This is a genomic window from Salinimicrobium sp. TIG7-5_MAKvit (assembly GCF_049569215.1).
In the GTDB taxonomy this organism is placed as follows: domain Bacteria; phylum Bacteroidota; class Bacteroidia; order Flavobacteriales; family Flavobacteriaceae; genus Salinimicrobium; species Salinimicrobium profundisediminis.
In genome coordinates this window covers 2,541,500-2,559,816 of sequence record NZ_CP145903.1, presented here as the reverse complement: position 1 = coordinate 2,559,816, position 18,317 = coordinate 2,541,500, and the positions used below count along the sequence as shown (strand labels likewise).

General features: G+C 42.8%; 17 protein-coding genes. 13 read left to right on the top strand and 4 right to left on the bottom strand.

Features of this window, described 5'->3' with window-relative positions:
• The first annotated feature begins 222 nt into the window (after positions 1-222).
• The 4 genes from V5739_RS11545 (at position 223) to V5739_RS11530 (ending at position 5,367) form a co-directional block, all read left to right on the top strand.
• Positions 223-1,929 (top strand): mechanosensitive ion channel family protein, encoded by a 1,707-nt coding sequence (locus tag V5739_RS11545; RefSeq protein ID WP_266067851.1) that lies wholly within the window; start codon positions 223-225, stop codon positions 1,927-1,929.
• Between the two features lie 127 nt (positions 1,930-2,056).
• The gene (locus V5739_RS11540) at positions 2,057-3,835 is read left to right on the top strand and encodes a YfbK domain-containing protein (protein WP_423818269.1); all 1,779 of its coding nucleotides are present in this window, start codon (positions 2,057-2,059) and stop codon (positions 3,833-3,835) included.
• Positions 3,836-3,997: 162 nt separating this feature from the next.
• Positions 3,998-4,459 carry an ankyrin repeat domain-containing protein gene (locus tag V5739_RS11535; protein ID WP_423818268.1) on the top strand — a complete coding sequence of 154 codons (462 nt, stop codon included), beginning with the start codon at positions 3,998-4,000 and terminating at the stop codon, positions 4,457-4,459.
• Between the two features lie 113 nt (positions 4,460-4,572).
• Positions 4,573-5,367 carry a DUF1206 domain-containing protein gene (locus V5739_RS11530; protein WP_423818267.1) on the top strand — a complete coding sequence of 265 codons (795 nt, stop codon included), beginning with the start codon at positions 4,573-4,575 and terminating at the stop codon, positions 5,365-5,367.
• A gap of 138 nt (positions 5,368-5,505) precedes the next feature.
• Here V5739_RS11530 and V5739_RS11525 read toward each other — a convergent pair whose 3' ends face one another.
• The gene (locus tag V5739_RS11525; protein ID WP_423818266.1) at positions 5,506-6,204 is read right to left on the bottom strand and encodes an aspartate/glutamate racemase family protein; all 699 of its coding nucleotides are present in this window, start codon (positions 6,202-6,204) and stop codon (positions 5,506-5,508) included.
• Positions 6,205-6,373: 169 nt separating this feature from the next.
• A complete protein-coding gene (locus tag V5739_RS11520) occupies positions 6,374-6,685 on the bottom strand; it encodes a rhodanese-like domain-containing protein (RefSeq protein ID WP_266067857.1) in 312 nt (103 codons plus the stop codon).
• A 295-nt stretch (positions 6,686-6,980) separates the two neighbouring features.
• Here V5739_RS11520 and V5739_RS11515 point away from each other — a divergent pair, with 295 nt between their 5' ends.
• From V5739_RS11515 to V5739_RS11475, 9 genes are all read left to right on the top strand, one after another.
• Complete coding sequence (locus V5739_RS11515) at positions 6,981-8,375, top strand: anthranilate synthase component I family protein (RefSeq protein WP_423820469.1); 1,395 nt, start codon at positions 6,981-6,983, stop codon at positions 8,373-8,375.
• Positions 8,376-8,419: 44 nt separating this feature from the next.
• Positions 8,420-9,106: an anthranilate synthase component II gene (locus tag V5739_RS11510; protein WP_423818265.1), complete on the top strand. Its 687-nt coding sequence runs from the start codon at positions 8,420-8,422 to the stop codon at positions 9,104-9,106.
• Between the two features lie 4 nt (positions 9,107-9,110).
• The gene (gene trpD / locus V5739_RS11505) at positions 9,111-10,100 is read left to right on the top strand and encodes an anthranilate phosphoribosyltransferase (RefSeq protein WP_423818264.1); all 990 of its coding nucleotides are present in this window, start codon (positions 9,111-9,113) and stop codon (positions 10,098-10,100) included.
• An 8-nt stretch (positions 10,101-10,108) separates the two neighbouring features.
• Entirely contained in the window at positions 10,109-10,891 is a 783-nt protein-coding gene (gene trpC, locus V5739_RS11500) for an indole-3-glycerol phosphate synthase TrpC (RefSeq protein WP_423818263.1), read from the top strand.
• 6 nt (positions 10,892-10,897) lie between these two features.
• Complete coding sequence (locus V5739_RS11495; protein WP_423818262.1) at positions 10,898-11,545, top strand: phosphoribosylanthranilate isomerase; 648 nt, start codon at positions 10,898-10,900, stop codon at positions 11,543-11,545.
• Positions 11,546-11,550: 5 nt separating this feature from the next.
• Positions 11,551-12,732, top strand: coding sequence for a tryptophan synthase subunit beta (gene trpB / locus V5739_RS11490; protein WP_423818261.1), 1,182 nt, complete (start codon positions 11,551-11,553; stop codon positions 12,730-12,732).
• 50 nt (positions 12,733-12,782) lie between these two features.
• Positions 12,783-13,550 (top strand): tryptophan synthase subunit alpha, encoded by a 768-nt coding sequence (gene trpA, locus V5739_RS11485; RefSeq protein ID WP_423818260.1) that lies wholly within the window; start codon positions 12,783-12,785, stop codon positions 13,548-13,550.
• Between the two features lie 80 nt (positions 13,551-13,630).
• Positions 13,631-13,777: a hypothetical protein gene (locus tag V5739_RS11480; RefSeq protein WP_266067864.1), complete on the top strand. Its 147-nt coding sequence runs from the start codon at positions 13,631-13,633 to the stop codon at positions 13,775-13,777.
• A complete protein-coding gene (locus V5739_RS11475) occupies positions 13,777-13,911 on the top strand; it encodes a 30S ribosomal protein THX (RefSeq protein ID WP_345597387.1) in 135 nt (44 codons plus the stop codon). The genes V5739_RS11480 and V5739_RS11475 overlap by 1 nt, the downstream gene beginning before the upstream one ends.
• Here the strand turns inward: V5739_RS11475 and V5739_RS11470 are convergent.
• Together V5739_RS11470 and V5739_RS11465 are read right to left on the bottom strand one after the other, a co-directional pair.
• Entirely contained in the window at positions 13,908-14,567 is a 660-nt protein-coding gene (locus V5739_RS11470; protein ID WP_423820468.1) for a uracil-DNA glycosylase family protein, read from the bottom strand. The two genes, V5739_RS11475 and V5739_RS11470, sit on opposite strands and share 4 nt — an antisense overlap.
• Before the next feature lie 234 nt (positions 14,568-14,801).
• Positions 14,802-18,251, bottom strand: a complete 3,450-nt coding sequence (locus V5739_RS11465; RefSeq protein WP_423818259.1) for a pyruvate carboxylase — start codon at positions 18,249-18,251, stop codon at positions 14,802-14,804.
• Positions 18,252-18,317 lie beyond the last annotated feature (66 nt).

Sequence of the window (18,317 nt, the reverse complement as noted above, 5' to 3'; positions counted from 1 at the left end):
GCTCGCCTGAATTTTCTTATCTTTAGGTCTACACTATTGAAACAGAATAACAGATCTCAAAAATGCCATTTTTGGCACCCAATACAGCAGAACCTTCAGCCGGACAAGATGACTAGAATACGCTTCCAAAATCCTATTTTTAAAACGAACTACTTCATTCTCTTCAGTTTAATCTTGAGCCTTCAGTTTTGGCCCGCTACGATGCATGCCCAAATCCCCGGAATGCAATCTGAAACAGAAGAACCGGCAGAGCCGCAATGGCCCGATGACGCTCTTGAACGTCGCACCCCACGAGGTAGTATTGCCGGATTTATCTCGGCCGTAGCCGAAAAAAATTACGAAAAGGCAGGAGAATATTTTAAAGTAGGCGAAGGAGAAGCCGAAGATGCCCGAAGTGCCGAACTGGCCCAGCATCTGGAGATCTTATTGAATCAGGGTGGGCAAATCATGCCGTACTCATGGATTAGCAGAAGTGTGGAAGGAAGAACAGACGATGATTTACCCAATCACCTTGAACGCGTGGGAACCATTGACTCTTCCAGGGAAGATTTTGATCTCCTGCTTGAAAAGGTAGAAGGCCCGGAAGGAGGTCCGCTATGGCTTTTTTCAGACCAAACGATCCAATACATCGAAGAACTCTCTGCACTTGATGAAAACGTACTGCTACTTAACCGAATCATGCCCGACATCCTGGAGCGCTACGAACTCTGGGGAGCGACCGTAGGCCAGTGGCTCGCTATAATTTTGCTCGCAGCTTTCTCTTATGCAGTAGCCTGGCTGCTTACCCATTTCTTTTTATACATCATTCCGCTGGTATGGAAAAGAGCCCGTACCGAACCTACTGCAGGTGTACTGAAAGCCTTTGCACTGCCAGTCAAGCTTTACCTGGCAGTATGGCTCTTCGTAATGCTCTCTACAGAAATAGGCATTTCAATAATTCTGCGGCAGCGGTTTAGCGGAATAACCATTGTAATTGGCCTGCTGGCTTTTCTTATCCTTTTATGGCGCTTATCAGAATTTCTGGGAACATTCAGTACAAATAAAATGAGCTCCCGCGGAAATTTATCGGGAGTCTCTGTTGCACTTTTTCTGAAAAGAGCTGCAAAAATTGCTATTGTAATCTTTGGGATTATCGCCATTCTTGGTGCTATAGGAGTAGATATTACCACAGGACTGGCAGCACTGGGAATAGGTGGTTTAGCCCTTGCACTGGGGGCACAAAAGACCATAGAAAATTTTGTGGGCAGTGTGACCCTTATTACAGACCAGCCTATACGCGTAGGAGATTTTTGTAAGGTAGGTGATACTTTGGGAACTGTAGAGAAAATTGGAATGCGCTCTACCAGGATAAGAACGCTGGATCGCACTCTTATTACCATTCCCAATGGAGAGTTCTCTTCGAGTAAAATTGAAAACTATGCTCATAGAGACCGGTTTTGGTTTCATCCCACTATAGGCCTGCGATACGAAACCACACCCGATCAAATTCGGTATCTTCTTGTAGAGCTCAGGTCTATTCTTTACGCTCACCCCATGGTCACTTCCGATCCTGCCAGGGTAAGATTTACAACTCTGGGAGCCGACTCCATAAATCTTGAGATTTTCACTTATGTAAAGGTGTCTACCTTTGATGAATTTCTGGAAGTTAAGGAAGACCTCCTGCTACGCATTATGGATGTGGTAAACGAAAGCGGTACTGGCTTTGCCTTCCCATCTCAGACTATTTACTTTGGAAAAGATACAGGGCTTTCAAAAGAAAAATCCAAATCGGCTGAAGATAAGGTGCGCCAATGGAAAGAGAAGGGAGACTTACAGCTTCCAAAATTTGATCCTGAACATATTAAAGAGATCGAAGACAAGATCCCGTACCCTCCCGAAGGCTCAGCTGAACAAAGAAATAAAGGCACCGGCACCATTCCGGGGCTATAGTTTCCAAAAAAGGCTTTTTCAGAAGTAATTTTCAGAGACCCCTGCATTAATTTTCAGATTGTGCAGCAGTGGCCTAATATTTGTTAAAATTTAAATATCTTCTATTATCCACTTAAATTTTAACCAAATGAATATCATTTTACTACTCTTTGTCTCCACATTATTGAATATTTCTGTTGAAGCCGAAGTAATTTCCGGAACGGTAACAGATGAGAACAATCGCCCGCTCCCGGGTGTTAATATCACTGTAGAAGGCACTAACACTGTGACCCAAACAAACTTTGATGGTAAATACACTATTAAAGCCGAAGAAGGTGATAAACTGGTCTTTAGCTATATTGGGTATAAAACCGCAAAAATAAAAGTGGGTGACAAAAAAGTAATAGATGTTGCCCTGAAACCCGATTTTACAGCCCTCGAGGAGCAAATAGTAGTAACAGGCATCCAGAACTCACAGTTAAGGATTCGCGGGGTAGCCACCCACCTTCCGCCACAGCGGGAATCTTATAACCAGATTGAAGAAAATATCTTCAAAAGTACAAACACCACTCCCCTCTCCACCTTTTCAATAGATGTAGATAAAGCTTCTTACAGCAACGTGCGTAGAATGATCAATAATGGCCAGAAAGTTCACAAAGATGCAGTGAAAATTGAGGAAATGCTTAACTATTTTAATTACGATTACGCACAACCTGCCGGAGAGCATCCTTTTGCCATACATACGGCTGTAGCAGAAACTCCCTGGAATAGTGACACCCGGCTGGTAAAAATAGCGCTACAGGGCAAAACCATCCCATTAGATGATGTGCCTGCATCAAACCTGGTATTTCTCTTAGATGTATCGGGATCAATGAATTCCCAAAATAAACTTCCGCTTTTAAAATCGGCTTTTAAACTTTTAACCGCTCAATTAAGGGAGGAAGACAAAGTTGCCATAGTAGTTTATGCAGGTGCAGCCGGCGTGGTATTACCCTCAACAAAAGGGAGTGACAAAAAAGCCATTTTTGAGGCCATAGATAATTTGTCGGCCGGGGGTTCAACTGCAGGTGGAGAAGGCATTGAATTAGCCTATAAAATTGCACAGGAAAATTTTATTGAAAATGGAAACAATCGCGTGATCCTGGCTACCGATGGAGATTTTAATGTGGGAGCTAGCAGCGACCGCGCCATGGGCGACCTTATCGAAGAAAAAAGGGATACCGGAATTTTCTTAACCGCTCTTGGTTTTGGAATGGGAAACTATCAGGATTCTAAACTGGAAACTCTTGCACAAAAAGGCAATGGCAATCACGCTTACATAGACACCACGCAGGAAGCTAAAAGAGTGCTGGGAACAGAATTTGGCGGCACCATTTATACTATTGCCAAAGATGTAAAGATACAGGTAGAGTTCAACCCCGCTAAAGTGCAGGCTTATCGCCTAATTGGTTATGAAAACAGGCTGCTCAATGACGAAGATTTTAACGACGATAAAAAAGATGCCGGCGAACTGGGCAGCGGCCACACGGTTACTGCACTTTATGAAATCATTCCGGCAGGGGTAAATAGTAAATACCTGAAAGATATTGATGACCTTAAGTACAGCGACAGAAAATTAAAATCTTCTTCGGAAGAATTACTCACAGTGAAATTCAGGTACCAAAAACCTGAAGGTTCCAAAAGCATCCTGATTACCAAATCCCTTAAAGATGAGGTTGAACCTATGGACGCCGATTTCAAATTTGCTTCGGCTGTAGCACTCTTTGGTATGCAGCTCCGGGAATCTGAATTCACCAATAATGCACCCGACAATCTTGTAATTTCTCTTGCCGATGCCGGAAGAGGCGAAGATCCTGAAGGTTATCGTGCAGAATTCATTCGACTTGTAAAAACAGTGAATACAGGGCAAAATTTTAATGAAGAGTGAAAAGGAGAAGATCAATAAAAGATCATCATCAACTCATTTTATGTACTAATTAATAAAGAGAATGAACAAATGGGCTGAAAGCTTATCTTCTTTTATAATTTCACTTAAAAATAACAAGCCTTTAAAAATGCCATTTTTAGAAGGTATAAATAAATAACTACCATGAGTTTTCAGGACAATATAAGATTAGGAAATACTAAAGAGTTAGAACGTCAAATTGAAGCCGACCCGGCTTTAGTAAACCTGCGGGATGAAAAGGGCTTTCCTCCTATCATCCTCGCCACCTATTTTGACCAACCCCAAGTTACCCGGCTACTGCTTGAAAAAGGAGCCGAAGTTGATGGCCGCGACGCCGCCGGCAATACTGCTCTTATGGGAGTTTGTTTTAAAGGAAATATGGATATCACCCGCATGTTGATCTCTGAAGGAGCCGATGTTAACGCCCGTAATTCTGGCGGCACCACACCCCTCATTTTCGCAGCTATGTTTGAACAGCTGGAGGTTGCTCAACTTTTACTGCAAAACGGGGCCGATAAGACCATGAGAGATGCGCAAGGGAATTTCGCTTACACCTATGCCGAAAAGAAAGAAAATCAAAACCTAATGATGCTACTTAAAGAATAAAAGTTGATGAGCTGAAACACAGCTATCGTTCGGCTCCGTGAATATTAAAGTTTACATAATTCGTTGTTTTTGAGCTCATTTTCTTTTAATTTAGAAGGAAACCAACTAAAATTATGATAGACGAAAAGATTAAGAAAATGGCCCGCACGGGGTTTGTAGCTAAGGGAGTGGTGTATGGAATTATTGGTGTTTTGACCTTTAAAGCTGCTTTTGATATGGGCGGCAAAAAAGCGGGACAGCTTCAGGTTCTTGAATTCCTTGAAAAACAAACTTTTGGTAACATTCTGCTTGTTTTAATGGCTCTGGGGTTGGCCTGCTATGCCGCCTGGAGATTTGTACAGGCAATAAAAGATCCCGAGAACATAGGCGATGATAAAAAAGGAACTGCAAAACGAATCGGTTTCTTTTGCAGTGGCCTGCTGTATTTGGGAATAGGAGTACTCGCAGCACTTAAAGCCTTTGGCGCCGGCCGTGGAGGTTCGGGTTCTTCAGGTTCCATGCAAAAATCTTCCTTCCTGGCCAGTGAGACCGGACTTTGGATTATTGGTATTGTAGGAGTGGGAATTATCATTGCCGGAATATTTCAGTTCGTGAAGGCATATAAGAACGACTATTATAAAAAGTTAGGACTGGCATCTCTGAGTGAGAAGAAAAAGAGGGAAACCGTCAAAAAAACTGCTGAATTTGGCCTTAGTTCCAGGGGTGTTATCCTGGTAATCATCGGATTCTTTGCAATTAAAGCCGCTGTAAATTCCAATCCTTCAGAAATAAAAACTACACAAGAAGCTTTTTCATTCCTTCAGGATTCGGCTTACGGGCCATGGTTAATGGGAGTGGTAGCTGCAGGCCTGGTTGCATATGCGGCTTACATGTTCCTCATGGCCAGGTACAGAAGGTTTCATGCATAAAAATTAGGGGATTTCCCCTATATGTAATTAGACCCATTGAGTGATACCTTTACCCTACCAATTAATAGGCACGCGCTTTTATTAAAGGGTATTTGTAAATTTTATAAAGAAGAGAGATTGGGGGATCTCTCTTCTTACTTATACACCCTCCACATCTTTTTGAAAAATATAATCTACAGCCATTTTTGCATGTAGATTGGTGCTTTGCAGCAAAGGAAGATCGGTGTCTTCATCATTCACCAGGATGGGCAGTTCTGTACAACCCATAATAACAGCCTGCGCCCCTCTTTCCTTTAGTAACTGAATATGATCTAAAAAGAATGACTTTGCAGACTCGGTGAATTTTCCGCGGGTGAGTTCGTGAGCAATATAATAATGTATCTCGTCCATAAAATCATCTTCGGGAACGATGACTTCAATACCAAATTTTTCTTTAAGCCTTTTATGAAGAAAATCTCCTCGCATTGTAGGACGGGTACCTAATAAGCCAAGTTTTGTCAATCCCTTACTGCGCGCTTCAAGCCCTACAGCATCTGCAATATGAAGAATGGGAATAGAAATTTTGTTTTGCACATACTCATAAACAAGGTGAGGCGTGTTAGCACATATCACAATAGCACGGGCTCCGGCGATTTCCAGCTTTCGGGCTATATGCAGATAGGTTGTCTTTATTTTATCCACATTGTGTTCCCTCATCAATTCTACATTGAGACTGTAAAGCATAAGGGGTGGGTTTGAATGAGTTCCTGTTCGTTTCCCGGCCATTTCATTAATGAGCCGGTAATAGACTATGGTAGAATGCCAAGAAGTGCCGCCGATTAATCCTAGAGTACGCATGAATGGTAAGTTTTTATAAAGGTACTTATCTACCATTGGAGCAATGGTGATCAAAATCATTAAAACCCAAAAAAGCACAATCTCTGCTACTATTGTAATTTACATAAATGTAAAAGGGCAAAATTTGTACAAATTCTGCCCTTTAAATTTTAACATATAGCTTGTAGGACTATTCTGTTGTTTCGCCTTCCCAGTTTGAGAATCCTCCAATGAGGTTATATGTATTACCAAACCCCTTTTGATCCATAATAGCGCAGGCTTGCCCACTTCTATTTCCACTTCGGCAGTAGACATAATAATTTTTATCCTTATCTAACTTTTCAATTTCATCGATAAATTCCTGTCCTTTATAGATGTCTATCATTTTAGCCCCCGGGATGTAGCCTTCTTCTATTTCTTCTTCGGTCCTTACATCAAGGATCACAGCTTTATCATCCTGAGCTATTTTCTCTCTCCACTCTTCCTGATTTAATTCTTTCATGATTTTTTCTCATTTAAGTTATGTTCACAAATATAAGAATCACCTGCTCTTTTTTAGCCCCTTTCGATTCGGGGATTGCATGGAAAGCAGAAAAATTTTCAAAAAATATTTTTTTAGAATAAATTCCCTTCTATATTTGCTATTCAAATGAACCTGATCAATAAAAATAACTGGTGGTGGAAATTCTTACGTCAATCGTCGTGAGCAACACCTCCTGTAATTATATACAAAGGCTTGTCAATCACGACAAGCCTTTTTTTATGCTCATAATTCAGTAAAAACAATGAAAATGAATATGTACAATCTTACCACTACTTATAAAAAACTCCTGGCAGATACTTTTACTCCGGTAAGTGTTTACCTGCGGCTGCGGGATATCTTCCCCAACAGTCTCTTGCTTGAGAGTAGTGATTACCACGGTAACGAGAACAGCTTTTCCTACATTTGCTGCAACCCTGTAGCAAGCGTAAAGGTTGAAAAAGGCCAGTTTATTGAATCATTCCCTGATGGCACTTCCAATGAAACTCAAATAACTCCCAAATTTGACGTGCCTGCTGCCATTCATGAATTCTCACAAAAATTTAAAACCACGGGTCCCGACTTTAATTTTATTAATGAAGGCCTCTTTGGATACATCGCCTATGACGGGGTGCAGTATTTTGAAAAACTCGACCTGTCAAAAAAGAAAGATGATCTTGAGATCCCGGAGATCAATTACTCTGTTTATCAAAACATCATTGCGATCAACCACTTCAACAATGAAGCATATATTTTTGATCACAGTTATTCCGAAAAAAATTACCTCGATCAAATAGAACAGCTTCTAAAAGTAAAGAATTTCGCCTCATATCCTTTTTCTACGGAAGGAGAACCCGCTTCTAACGAGACCGATGAAGGTTATCGCAACATGGTGATAAAAGCAAAGGAACATTGCCACCGTGGGGATGTCTTTCAACTGGTACTCTCCCGAAGGTTCTCGCAGGGCTTCAAGGGCGATGAATTCAACGTTTATCGTGCCTTACGAAATGTGAATCCTTCGCCCTATCTCTTCTATTTTGACTACGGAAGCTTTAAGATCTTTGGAAGTTCGCCCGAAGCTCAATTGGTAGTCAAAGAAGGCAAAGCAGAGATCCATCCCATTGCCGGCACCTTTAAACGCACCGGAAATGACGAACAGGATGCAGCCAGTGCAAAAGACCTGGCATCAGATGAAAAGGAAAACGCCGAACATGTAATGCTGGTTGACCTTGCCCGCAATGACCTTAGCCGAAGCAGCAAAGAAGTCAAAGTGGAAAACTACAAGGAGATCCAGTATTTCTCTCACGTTATTCATTTGGTAAGCAAAGTCACCGGACAAAAAAATGAAGAGGTGAGCACCATGCAGATGGTTGCCGATACATTTCCCGCCGGAACATTAAGCGGAGCACCAAAACATAGAGCCATGCAGCTCATTGAACAGTATGAAAATGTAAACCGGGATTTTTATGGGGGCGCCATTGGGTTTATGGACTTCAACGGAAGTTTTAATCATGCCATTATCATCAGGTCGTTCCTAAGCAAAAACCACAGGCTCTACTACCAGGCAGGTGCCGGAATAGTATCAGGATCAACTCCCGAAGGTGAACTTCAGGAAGTGTACAACAAAATAGGAGCATTAAAAAAAGCATTGGAGCTGGCTGAAGAAATCTAAGCCTCACCAGACCCCTCCAAACGAGGGAAATAAAAAAAAGAAGAATGGAAAATAAGCAATATAATACCAGCAATTCCCACCCCTCAGGGGAGGGCCAGAAGGGGGAGAAAAAAACTCCTTCCGTGTTGGTGATCGACAACTACGATTCCTTCGTCTACAACCTTGTACATTACCTGGAGGAGCTGGATTGTAAAGTCACGGTTCGTAGAAATGATGAACTGGAACTGGAAGAAATTGAGAAATACGACAAGATCCTGCTTTCTCCCGGCCCGGGAATACCAGATGAAGCCGGACTTTTAAAAGAGGTCATCTCTACCTACGCCGCCAAAAAGAGCATTTTTGGAGTGTGTTTGGGTCAGCAGGCCATTGGTGAAGTTTTTGGAGGAAAACTCATCAATCTAAAGCAGGTGCACCATGGGGTAGCTTCAAAAATTAAACTCTGTGTGACCGATGAACCTCTTTACAGCGAATTGGAAAATGAACTGGAAGTTGGCCGTTACCACTCCTGGGTAGTAGACCGGGCACTTCCCGATTGTCTGCAAGCCACTTCTTATGATGAAAACGGGGAAGTAATGTCCCTGCGCCACCGGGATTTTGATGTGCGCGGAGTACAGTTTCACCCCGAGTCGGTTTTGACCCCACAAGGGAAAAAGATGATCGCCAACTGGATCAATAGTCCGGTGAAGAAATCTACGGAAGAAAAGAATGACCAGCAACCTGAAACAATTTAGCAGCATGAAAGACATTTTAAACAGGTTGATCAACCACGAAACTATTTCAAAGGAAGAAGCCAGGAATGTGCTGGTAAACATTTCTGCAGGAAAGTACAATCACAGTCAGATTGCCGCTTTTCTTACCGTCTATATGATGCGCAGCATCACCCTCGAAGAGCTCGAAGGTTTCAGGGATGCCCTACTCGAAATGTGCCTTTCTACAGATCTTGCACAGTATGATCCTATTGATCTCTGCGGAACAGGAGGCGATGGCAAAGACACATTTAATATTTCAACTTTGGCCTCCTTTGTGACGGCAGGTGCCGGTGTAAAGGTTGCAAAACATGGGAATTACGGCGTTTCTTCAGGCTGCGGCAGCTCGAATGTGATGGAGCATTTGGGAATAAAATTCAGTAATGAACAGGATTTCCTGAAGCGCAGTATGGACGAAGCCGGAATTTGTTTTCTTCACGCTGCACTTTTCCACCCGGCCATGAAAAATGTAGCTCCTATTCGCAAGGAACTGGGAGTAAAGACCTTTTTCAATATATTGGGGCCTATGGTGAATCCGGCTTTTCCAAAAAACCAGGTGGTTGGGGTTTTCAGTCTTGAACTCGCCAGAATGTACGCCTACCTGTACCAGAAAACTGACAAGAATTTTACCATTTTACACGCCCTTGACGGGTACGACGAGATCTCACTTACCGGAAATACCAAAATGATCACCAATAATTCCGAAGCCGTTTTACGCCCGGCCGATCTTCAGCTGAAATCGATTAAAGCCTCTGAAATTTCGGGAGGGAATACAGTAGAATCGGCGGCAGAGATCTTTATGAACGTGCTTAAAAATCAAGGTACGGCCGCCCAGGAGAATGTGGTTTGTGCCAATGCCGCCGTGGCGATAAACACTGCAAACAACACAGGCCTCGAAAATGCCTTTTTAGAGGCTAAAGAAAGTCTGCGGTCAGGTCGCGCCCTTACAGCCCTTGAAAAACTTCAGCAATTAAATTAAAGCTTAGCATGAACATACTTGATAAAATAGCAGCAAGAAAAAGAGAAGAAGTAGCGTTTTTAAAGGAAGAAGTGCCTGCAGAATCCCTTCAACTCCTGCCCCACTTTAACCGGAAATGCATTTCTTTAAAGGAAAATCTTAAGAATTCTTCCACCGGGATCATTGCTGAATTTAAACGTCGCTCCCCGTCTCACCCCGAGATCAACCTGGAGGCAGATGCTGCCACAGTCACGGCAGGTTATGAAGCTGCAGGCGCTTCGGGAATTTCGGTGCTTACAGACGAAGAATTCTTTGGCGGCAGTCTTGACGATCTTGCCATAGTGCGCGAAACAGTTAAACTACCATTGCTTCGGAAGGATTTTATGATTGATGAATACCAGATCATTGAAGCAAAAGCCATGGGTGCCGATGTGATTTTATTGATCGCAGCCATCCTGAAGCCAAATGAGATCAAAAACCTTTCAAAAAAAGCAAAAGATTTGGGGCTTGAAGTGCTGCTGGAAGTTCACAATGAAGAGGAGCTCAAAAATACCATTTTTGACACCGTAGATATGATTGGCGTCAATAACCGAAACCTCAAAACTTTTGAGGTAGACCTGCAAACGAGCAAAGATTTAGCTGAAAAGATCCCTAATCAATTTGTGAAGATCTCCGAAAGCGGGATTAGTGAAACTTCAGCAATTACAGAGCTTCAAAAAAGCGGATTTAAAGGATTTCTTATCGGCGGAAATTTCATGAAAACCGAAGATCCCGGAAAAAGCGCTTCAGAATTTATTCAGAAATTAAAATAAAAACCCATGAACCTGAAACTGAAGATCTGTGGCATGCGGGAGCCCGAAAATATGAGCAGGATTGCGGCTTTACAACCCGATTACCTGGGACTCATCTTTTTTGAAGGTTCTCCGCGGAATGTTGTTGGGGAAATCTTTCAGGGGGATCAAAAAATAAAGAAAACAGGTGTTTTTGTGAATGCTTCCGAAGAAAATATCCTGGAAAAGATAAAAAAATATCAACTTTCGGCACTTCAGCTACATGGAGAAGAAAGTCCGGAATTTATCAACAACCTGAAGCAGAAGATTTCCGAAGAAATTGAGCTAATCAAAGTTTTCAGTATTGGAAATGAGTTTGATTTTGAGAAGCTGCAGCCGTATGAAGGTGTTGTGGATTATTTCCTTTTTGACACCCTGGGAAAAAGTAAGGGTGGCAACGGCATCAGGTTCAATTGGGAAGTATTGGAGGATTATCCTTCTACCACTCCATTTTTCCTGAGTGGCGGGATTGGACCCGATGATGCAGCCGCAGTAAAAGAACTTTACCATACCTTCCAAAAAAGGCAAAAAGAAGAGCTCTTTTACGGCATTGACGTAAACAGTAAATTTGAAACTGCCCCGGCAGTAAAGGATGCCGAAGCTTTGAAGACCTTCAGGGAACGGCTATACAATTAAAAATTATGAGTTATCAAGTAAACGAAAAAGGATATTATGGAGATTTTGGCGGCGCCTTTATTCCCGAAATGTTATACCCAAATGTGGAAGAACTCCGTTCCCGCTATTTGAATATCATGCAGGAAGAGAGTTTTCAGAAGGAATTCCGCCAGCTGCTGAAGGATTATGTAGGGCGGCCCACCCCGCTTTATTTTGCTGAAAGATTTAGCGAGAAATTCGGCACTAAAATTTATCTGAAGCGCGAGGACCTTTGCCATACGGGGGCGCATAAAGTTAATAATACAATTGGGCAGATCCTGATGGCCAAGCGCCTGGGCAAAAACCGGATTATTGCTGAAACCGGCGCAGGACAACACGGCGTTGCGACCGCCACGGTTTGTGCTTTAATGGGCATTGAGTGCGTGGTGTATATGGGCGAGATTGACATCAAAAGGCAGGCACCAAATGTGGCCCGGATGAAGATGCTTGGCGCGACTGTGGTACCGGCGACTTCGGGAAGTAAAACTTTGAAAGATGCGACCAATGAAGCAATCCGTGATTGGATCAACAATCCGGTGGACACGCATTACATCATTGGATCTGTAGTGGGACCTCATCCTTATCCAGATATGGTAGCCCGTTTCCAGAGTGTTATTTCTGAAGAGGTGAAAAAACAGCTTCAGGAAAAAGAAGGTCGTGAGGCACCAGATCATGTGGTAGCCTGTGTAGGCGGAGGCAGTAATGCCGCCGGAATTTACTATCACTACCTCGACAATGAGAAAGTAAATATCATCGCTGTGGAAGCCGCCGGGGAAGGAATACTTACCGGAAAAAGTGCTGCAACCTCGGCTCTGGGTCGCGAAGGGATCATCCACGGAAGCAAAACCCTGCTGATGCAAACCGATGACGGGCAGATCACCGAACCTTATTCCATCTCCGCCGGACTGGATTATCCGGGGGTTGGGCCTATGCATGCGAACTTATTCAGGACCGGCCGCGGGGAATTTATTTCGGTTACCGATGAAGAAGCCATGGCTGCCGGGTTGCAACTTTGTAAGCTGGAAGGGATCATTCCGGCGATTGAAACAGCCCATGCTTTAGCCATTTTTGACAAGCGAAAATTTGAAAAGGATGAAGTGGTTGTAGTGAACTTATCCGGACGTGGAGACAAGGACCTGAATACCTATATTGAACATTTTAATTTGTAAATAAATAAGACCTTACAGGTCTTTGAGACCTGTGAGGTCTCTCCATTGATATGAACAGAATCAAACAAAAACTCCAGGAAAATACTTCAAAAAAGCTGCTTTCCATCTACTTTACCGCCGGTTATCCTGAACCTGAAGATACAGTCACAATTTTAAAGGAACTACAAAGCAGCGGTGTAGACATGGTTGAAATTGGATTGCCTTTTAGTGATCCTTTGGCAGATGGGCCGGTAATTCAAAGAAGTTCGGAGATTGCGCTGGAAAACGGCATGACCACCACCAAACTTTTTGATCAGTTGGAGAACATCAGGGAAACGATTGATATTCCGTTGTTGATCATGGGATATTTTAATCCGATACTTCAGTACGGGGTGGAGAAATTCTGCCGCAAGTGCAGTGAAACAGGTGTTGACGGACTTATTATACCCGATCTTCCGCTGGAAGAGTATCAGCTGCATTATAGAGAGATATTTCAGCAGTACGATCTGCTTCCGGTGTTCCTGATCACGCCGCAAACTTCCGAAGAAAGAATAAGAGAGATTGATGAAGCTTCCGAAGGATTTATTTACATGGTAAGTACCGCCGCGGTGACCGGAGGAACAGGAGGTTTTGGAGACACGCAAAAGGAGTATTTTACCAGGGTGTCAAAAATGGCATTAAAGAACCCTCTTATTGTAGGATTTGGAATAAAGGATCACGAGAGTTTTGAGCAGGCTACGACGGTGACGAATGGCGCAATTATTGGCAGTGCTTTTATCAAGCAGCTTACTATCGGAGGCACCTCCGGGATTTCGGATTTTATAAGTTCCATAAGATAATTAACCCTCTTATTAACAAGTATTTAATAGAGCCCGGGTATGAATTTTCGTATCTTGAAGTGAATTCAAAAAACGAAATTATGGGACGTATAGAAGATAAACACGATAAAAGAAAAAGAAGTAGTGATAATGATCCTCTTAGTGGCCAGATAGGAAACCGCGATAGGGAAACGAACGAATTTGATCTTGAAAAAGACAATATCAAAGACCAGCAGAACAAAAAGTAATGGGCAAGGGTGAAAAAAAGACCAAAACCGGTAAGAATCCGCTCAATACCTTCGGAAAGCTGCGACCCAAAAGAGGGAAATTTACCACGAAACCACAGCAAATAAAAGATCCGCTAGAAAAAGAATCCGTTTAGTCCTCAAAAAACTGACGGTATTGCAAGACCCTGAAATCAATTGTATTGAATTCAGGGTCTTGTTGTTTTAAGTGTTTGTACAGCTCCATACTTCCAATAGCCCTGTTTGCCGATCCCGACGGTGCGGTGAGTGATACCGTATTGATTGACCGCCCATCTAGCAGGAACTGGTGCACCCTGGGTACATCATTTGAAATCACCTTGATCTTAATATTATGATGGTTTAGTAGCTTCCTGAAGAAGAACTCAGGTCCGTTTTTACTGTTACCGCCGGTAAATAACAATGTATCTATTTCTGGATGTTTCTGAAGGATTACGATAAGATCCCGCAACTCTACGTGCAGCATTCCGAGGTCTGAGGCGTCTATTTTGTCCCTCCTGCAACTTTCTACCGTATCGCAAATCCCAATCCCCTTACTCGCCAGGAAATCCTTTCGCTGTTTTACGGCTTCGGGAGTATTCTCAAATTTGAGATCCAGATCAAAGATCCTGTCGATGATTTGCCACAACATCCCGTCCCTGCTGCCATAGCAAAAATCCACATCATCTTCTTTTAATTCCCCTGTCGTAAAACGAGGAGGCGGCAAAGTGCCTACTATAAGTTTTGTGGCATTTTCAGGAATGAAGGGTTTGTAAGGATGTTGGTGATGAAACAGGTTCAAGGTTTAATGTTTAAAGTTCAAGGTTTATCTCACGATCCAAGTTGCAGGTTACAAGACTGACAAGGTGTTGCGGGTTGCGCAAAAACCAATATTAGAATTTGGTGCTTGAAATTTGGTGCTTTAATCTCAATTCTCAGTACTAACTTCTCAATACTTTTATTGCGTAATAGGCACGGATTGCAAATCCGCGCCATCTATTTCTCAATACTCAGTACTAACTTCTCTATACTATTTAAGCACAACCACCAGGTCATCTGCATACACCATGTCGCCTTCTTTGAGCACAATCTTATCCACTTCTCCCGCAGTATTGGCGGTGATGGTAGTTTCCATTTTCATAGCCTCGATCACAAACAGCGGCTGATTCTTCTCCACTTTTTGCCCCGGCTCCACCTGAATATTCGACAGGGCTCCCTGTAGTGGTGCACCTACCTGCTTTTTGTCGTTTTTATCGACTTTTTGATGTACTACTTTCTCTACCTTAACAGATCGGTCTTTAACTTCTACTGCCCTGGTTTGGCCGTTTACCTTAAAGAAAACTTTTGCCATTCCGTCTTCATCGGTTTCTCCAATAGACAGGAATTCGATAAGCAGCGTTTTACCGCGGTCAAGATCTACTATGATCTCTTCTCCCGGTTCCATCCCATAGAAGAAATTCTTTGTAGGCACATTCATTACCTCTCCAAATTCTACATGGTGGTTATAGAAATCTGTAAATACTTTTGGATATAATTTATAGGAAAGGAAATCGGTGATCTCCACGTCCCTGCCCATTCCTTCACTGAAGGTTTTTTCAAATTCGGCAAATTCCTTTTCAAAATCTATGGGTTCCAAATGTGCGTTTGGTCTTTCGGTATAAGGTTTTTCATCCTTGAGGACGATCTTCTGGATCTTTTCAGGAAATCCTCCATGAGGCTGACCAAGATCTCCTCTAAAGAAACTTTTTACCGACTGGGGAAAAGAAATATTTTCTCCTTTTTCAAGCACATCTTCTATTGAAAGGTTATTACTAACCAGGTACTGCGCCATATCGCCCACCACTTTTGAGCTGGGTGTAACTTTGATGATGTCGCCAAAAAGGTCATTTACTTTGCTGTACATTTCGGTGATCTCATGAAAACGATCGGCCAGGCCAAGGCTTTCTGCCTGCGGCTTGAGGTTGGAATATTGTCCGCCGGGAATTTCATGCTTATAAACTTCTCCCGAACCTGCCTTTAAGCCAGATTCAAAAGGATAGTAGTAGCGCCTTACAGCCTCCCAGTATTGGGAATATTCATTTAGTTTATCTGTATTAAAAGCCCTTCCGCGGTCATGGAACCTCAACATTTCCACTATAGAGTTGAAGTTTGGTTGCGAGGTAAGGCCCGAGAGACCTCCAAGGGCAACATCAACCACATCTACCCCGGCTTCTATGGCTTTAAGGTAAGTTGCCGCCTGAATGGAGGAGGTGTCATGCGTATGTAAATGGATTGGTACATTAATTCTGGATTTAAGAGCCGATACCAGTTCAAAAGCTGCATCGGGCTTCAGGATACCCGCCATATCTTTGATCCCGATTATATGTGCCCCGGCATTCTCAATATCTTTACCGAGCTGCACATAGTAGTCGAGGTTGTATTTTGTTTGTTTCGGATCCATTAGATCTCCCGTATAGCAGATGGTTCCTTCTGCCAGGCCGTTAGTTTTATTTCTAACATGCTCAATACACGGAGCAATAGATTTCATCCAGTTAAGACTGTCAAAGATCCTAAAGACATCAACTCCATTTTCCCAGGCCTGTTCCACAAATTTCTCAATCAGGTTATCGGGATAGGCCGTGTAGCCCACACCATTAGAACCACGCAAAAGCATTTGCAGGAGCACATTGGGCATTGCCGCGCGAAGCCTTCTTAACCTTTCCCATGGATCCTCTTTCAAGAATCGCATACAAACATCGAAGGTGGCACCTCCCCAAACTTCCAAACTAAAAACTTCAGGATGGTTTCGGGCAAAACCTTCGGCCACCTTCTCCATATCATAGGTACGCATACGCGTAGCCAACAGACTTTGGTGAGCATCGCGCATAGTCGTATCTGTAAAATGCACTTTGCCTTCGTGCAAAAGCCAGCGGGAGAATTTTTCCGGCCCATATTCCGAAAGTAGGTTTTTGGTTCCTTTCGGGTAGCTGTTATCCTCCTTAAAAGAAGGAACTGCTGGTTTAATAAATTTCTTCTTGTCAGGATTTTTTACATCCTCACTTCCATTGATGATCACATCTCCCAGGAACTTTACCATTTTTGTCGCCCGGTTGCGTGTCTTCCTGATCTTGAAAAGATCCGGATTATCTTTAATAAAATTCACAGTCACATCGCCCTGCCTGAAGGTTTGATGCGACAGGATATTATCGAGGAAACCAATATTGGTCATCACGCCCCTTATCCTAAACTCGGCCAGTGCCCTTCGCATTTTTCGGCAGGCGCCATCAAGGGTTCGGCTGCTTGCTGAAACTTTAACCAGCATTGAGTCAAAGAAAGGTGAAACTTTTACGCCCTGGTAAATACTACCGGCATCCAGTCTAATCCCAAAACCTGATGCACTTCTATAAGTGGTGATGGTACCGTAATCTGGTTTAAAATCATTTGTGGGATCTTCGGTAGTGATTCGGCATTGCAAAGCATAACCGCTTATCTTAATAGATTCCTGAGATTCAATTTTGATTTGTTTGTCACTCAGTTTATAGCCACCGGCAATAAAGATCTGCGCCTTAACGAGGTCAATATTAGTAACGATCTCGGTGACGGTGTGCTCCACCTGAATCCTGGGATTTACTTCAATAAAGAAGATCTCCCCGGTTCTGTCTACCAGGAACTCTACAGTCCCAATATTGTTGTAATCTACGGCCTTACAAAGTTTAACCGCATAATCGTAAAGGTTCTGTTTTACTTTTTCATCAAGCCCCATCGAAGGAGCAAATTCAATTACTTTCTGGTATCTGCGCTGCACAGAACAGTCCCTCTCGAACAGGTGCACCAAATTACCATGGTGGTCACCCACAATCTGGATCTCGATATGTTTAGGATCTTCCACGAACTTCTCCAGGAAAACAGTGTCATCGCCAAAAGCATTTTTCGCCTCCCTTTTAGATTCAATAAAGCCGCTTTTTAGATCATCTTCTGAGCGTATTACCCGCATACCGCGGCCTCCCCCGCCCGATGCAGCCTTAAGCATGACCGGATATCCAATTTTTTCAGCTTCTTCGAGCGCAATTTCAACTGTAGTAAGGTCTTTTTCATTACTCCGAATAACAGGAATATCATTTGCCACCGCAACTTCCTTGGCTTTTACCTTATCTCCCAAAGATCGAAGCACAGAAACTTTAGGACCTATAAAAATGATCCCGTTTTCTTCACATTGTTTAGCAAATTCGGCATTTTCAGAAAGAAATCCGTAGCCGGGATGAATAGCATCCACGCCGTTCTTTTTGGCCACCTTAATAATGGCCTCTATATCTAAATAAGGTTTTAAAGGATCTTTATCTGCCCCTATCTGGTAAGATTCATCAGCCTTGTAACGGTGTAGCGAATAGCGGTCTTCATAGGTATAGATCCCTACGGTTCTCAACCCAATCTCGGTACAGGCCCTAAAGATTCGTATGGCTATTTCTCCTCTGTTTGCTACTAAAACCTTTTTAATTTTCATTTTACGAACTTGCTTTTTTATTAATTTTATTTACTTCTGAAGACTCCTCAAAATATAACATTTTTG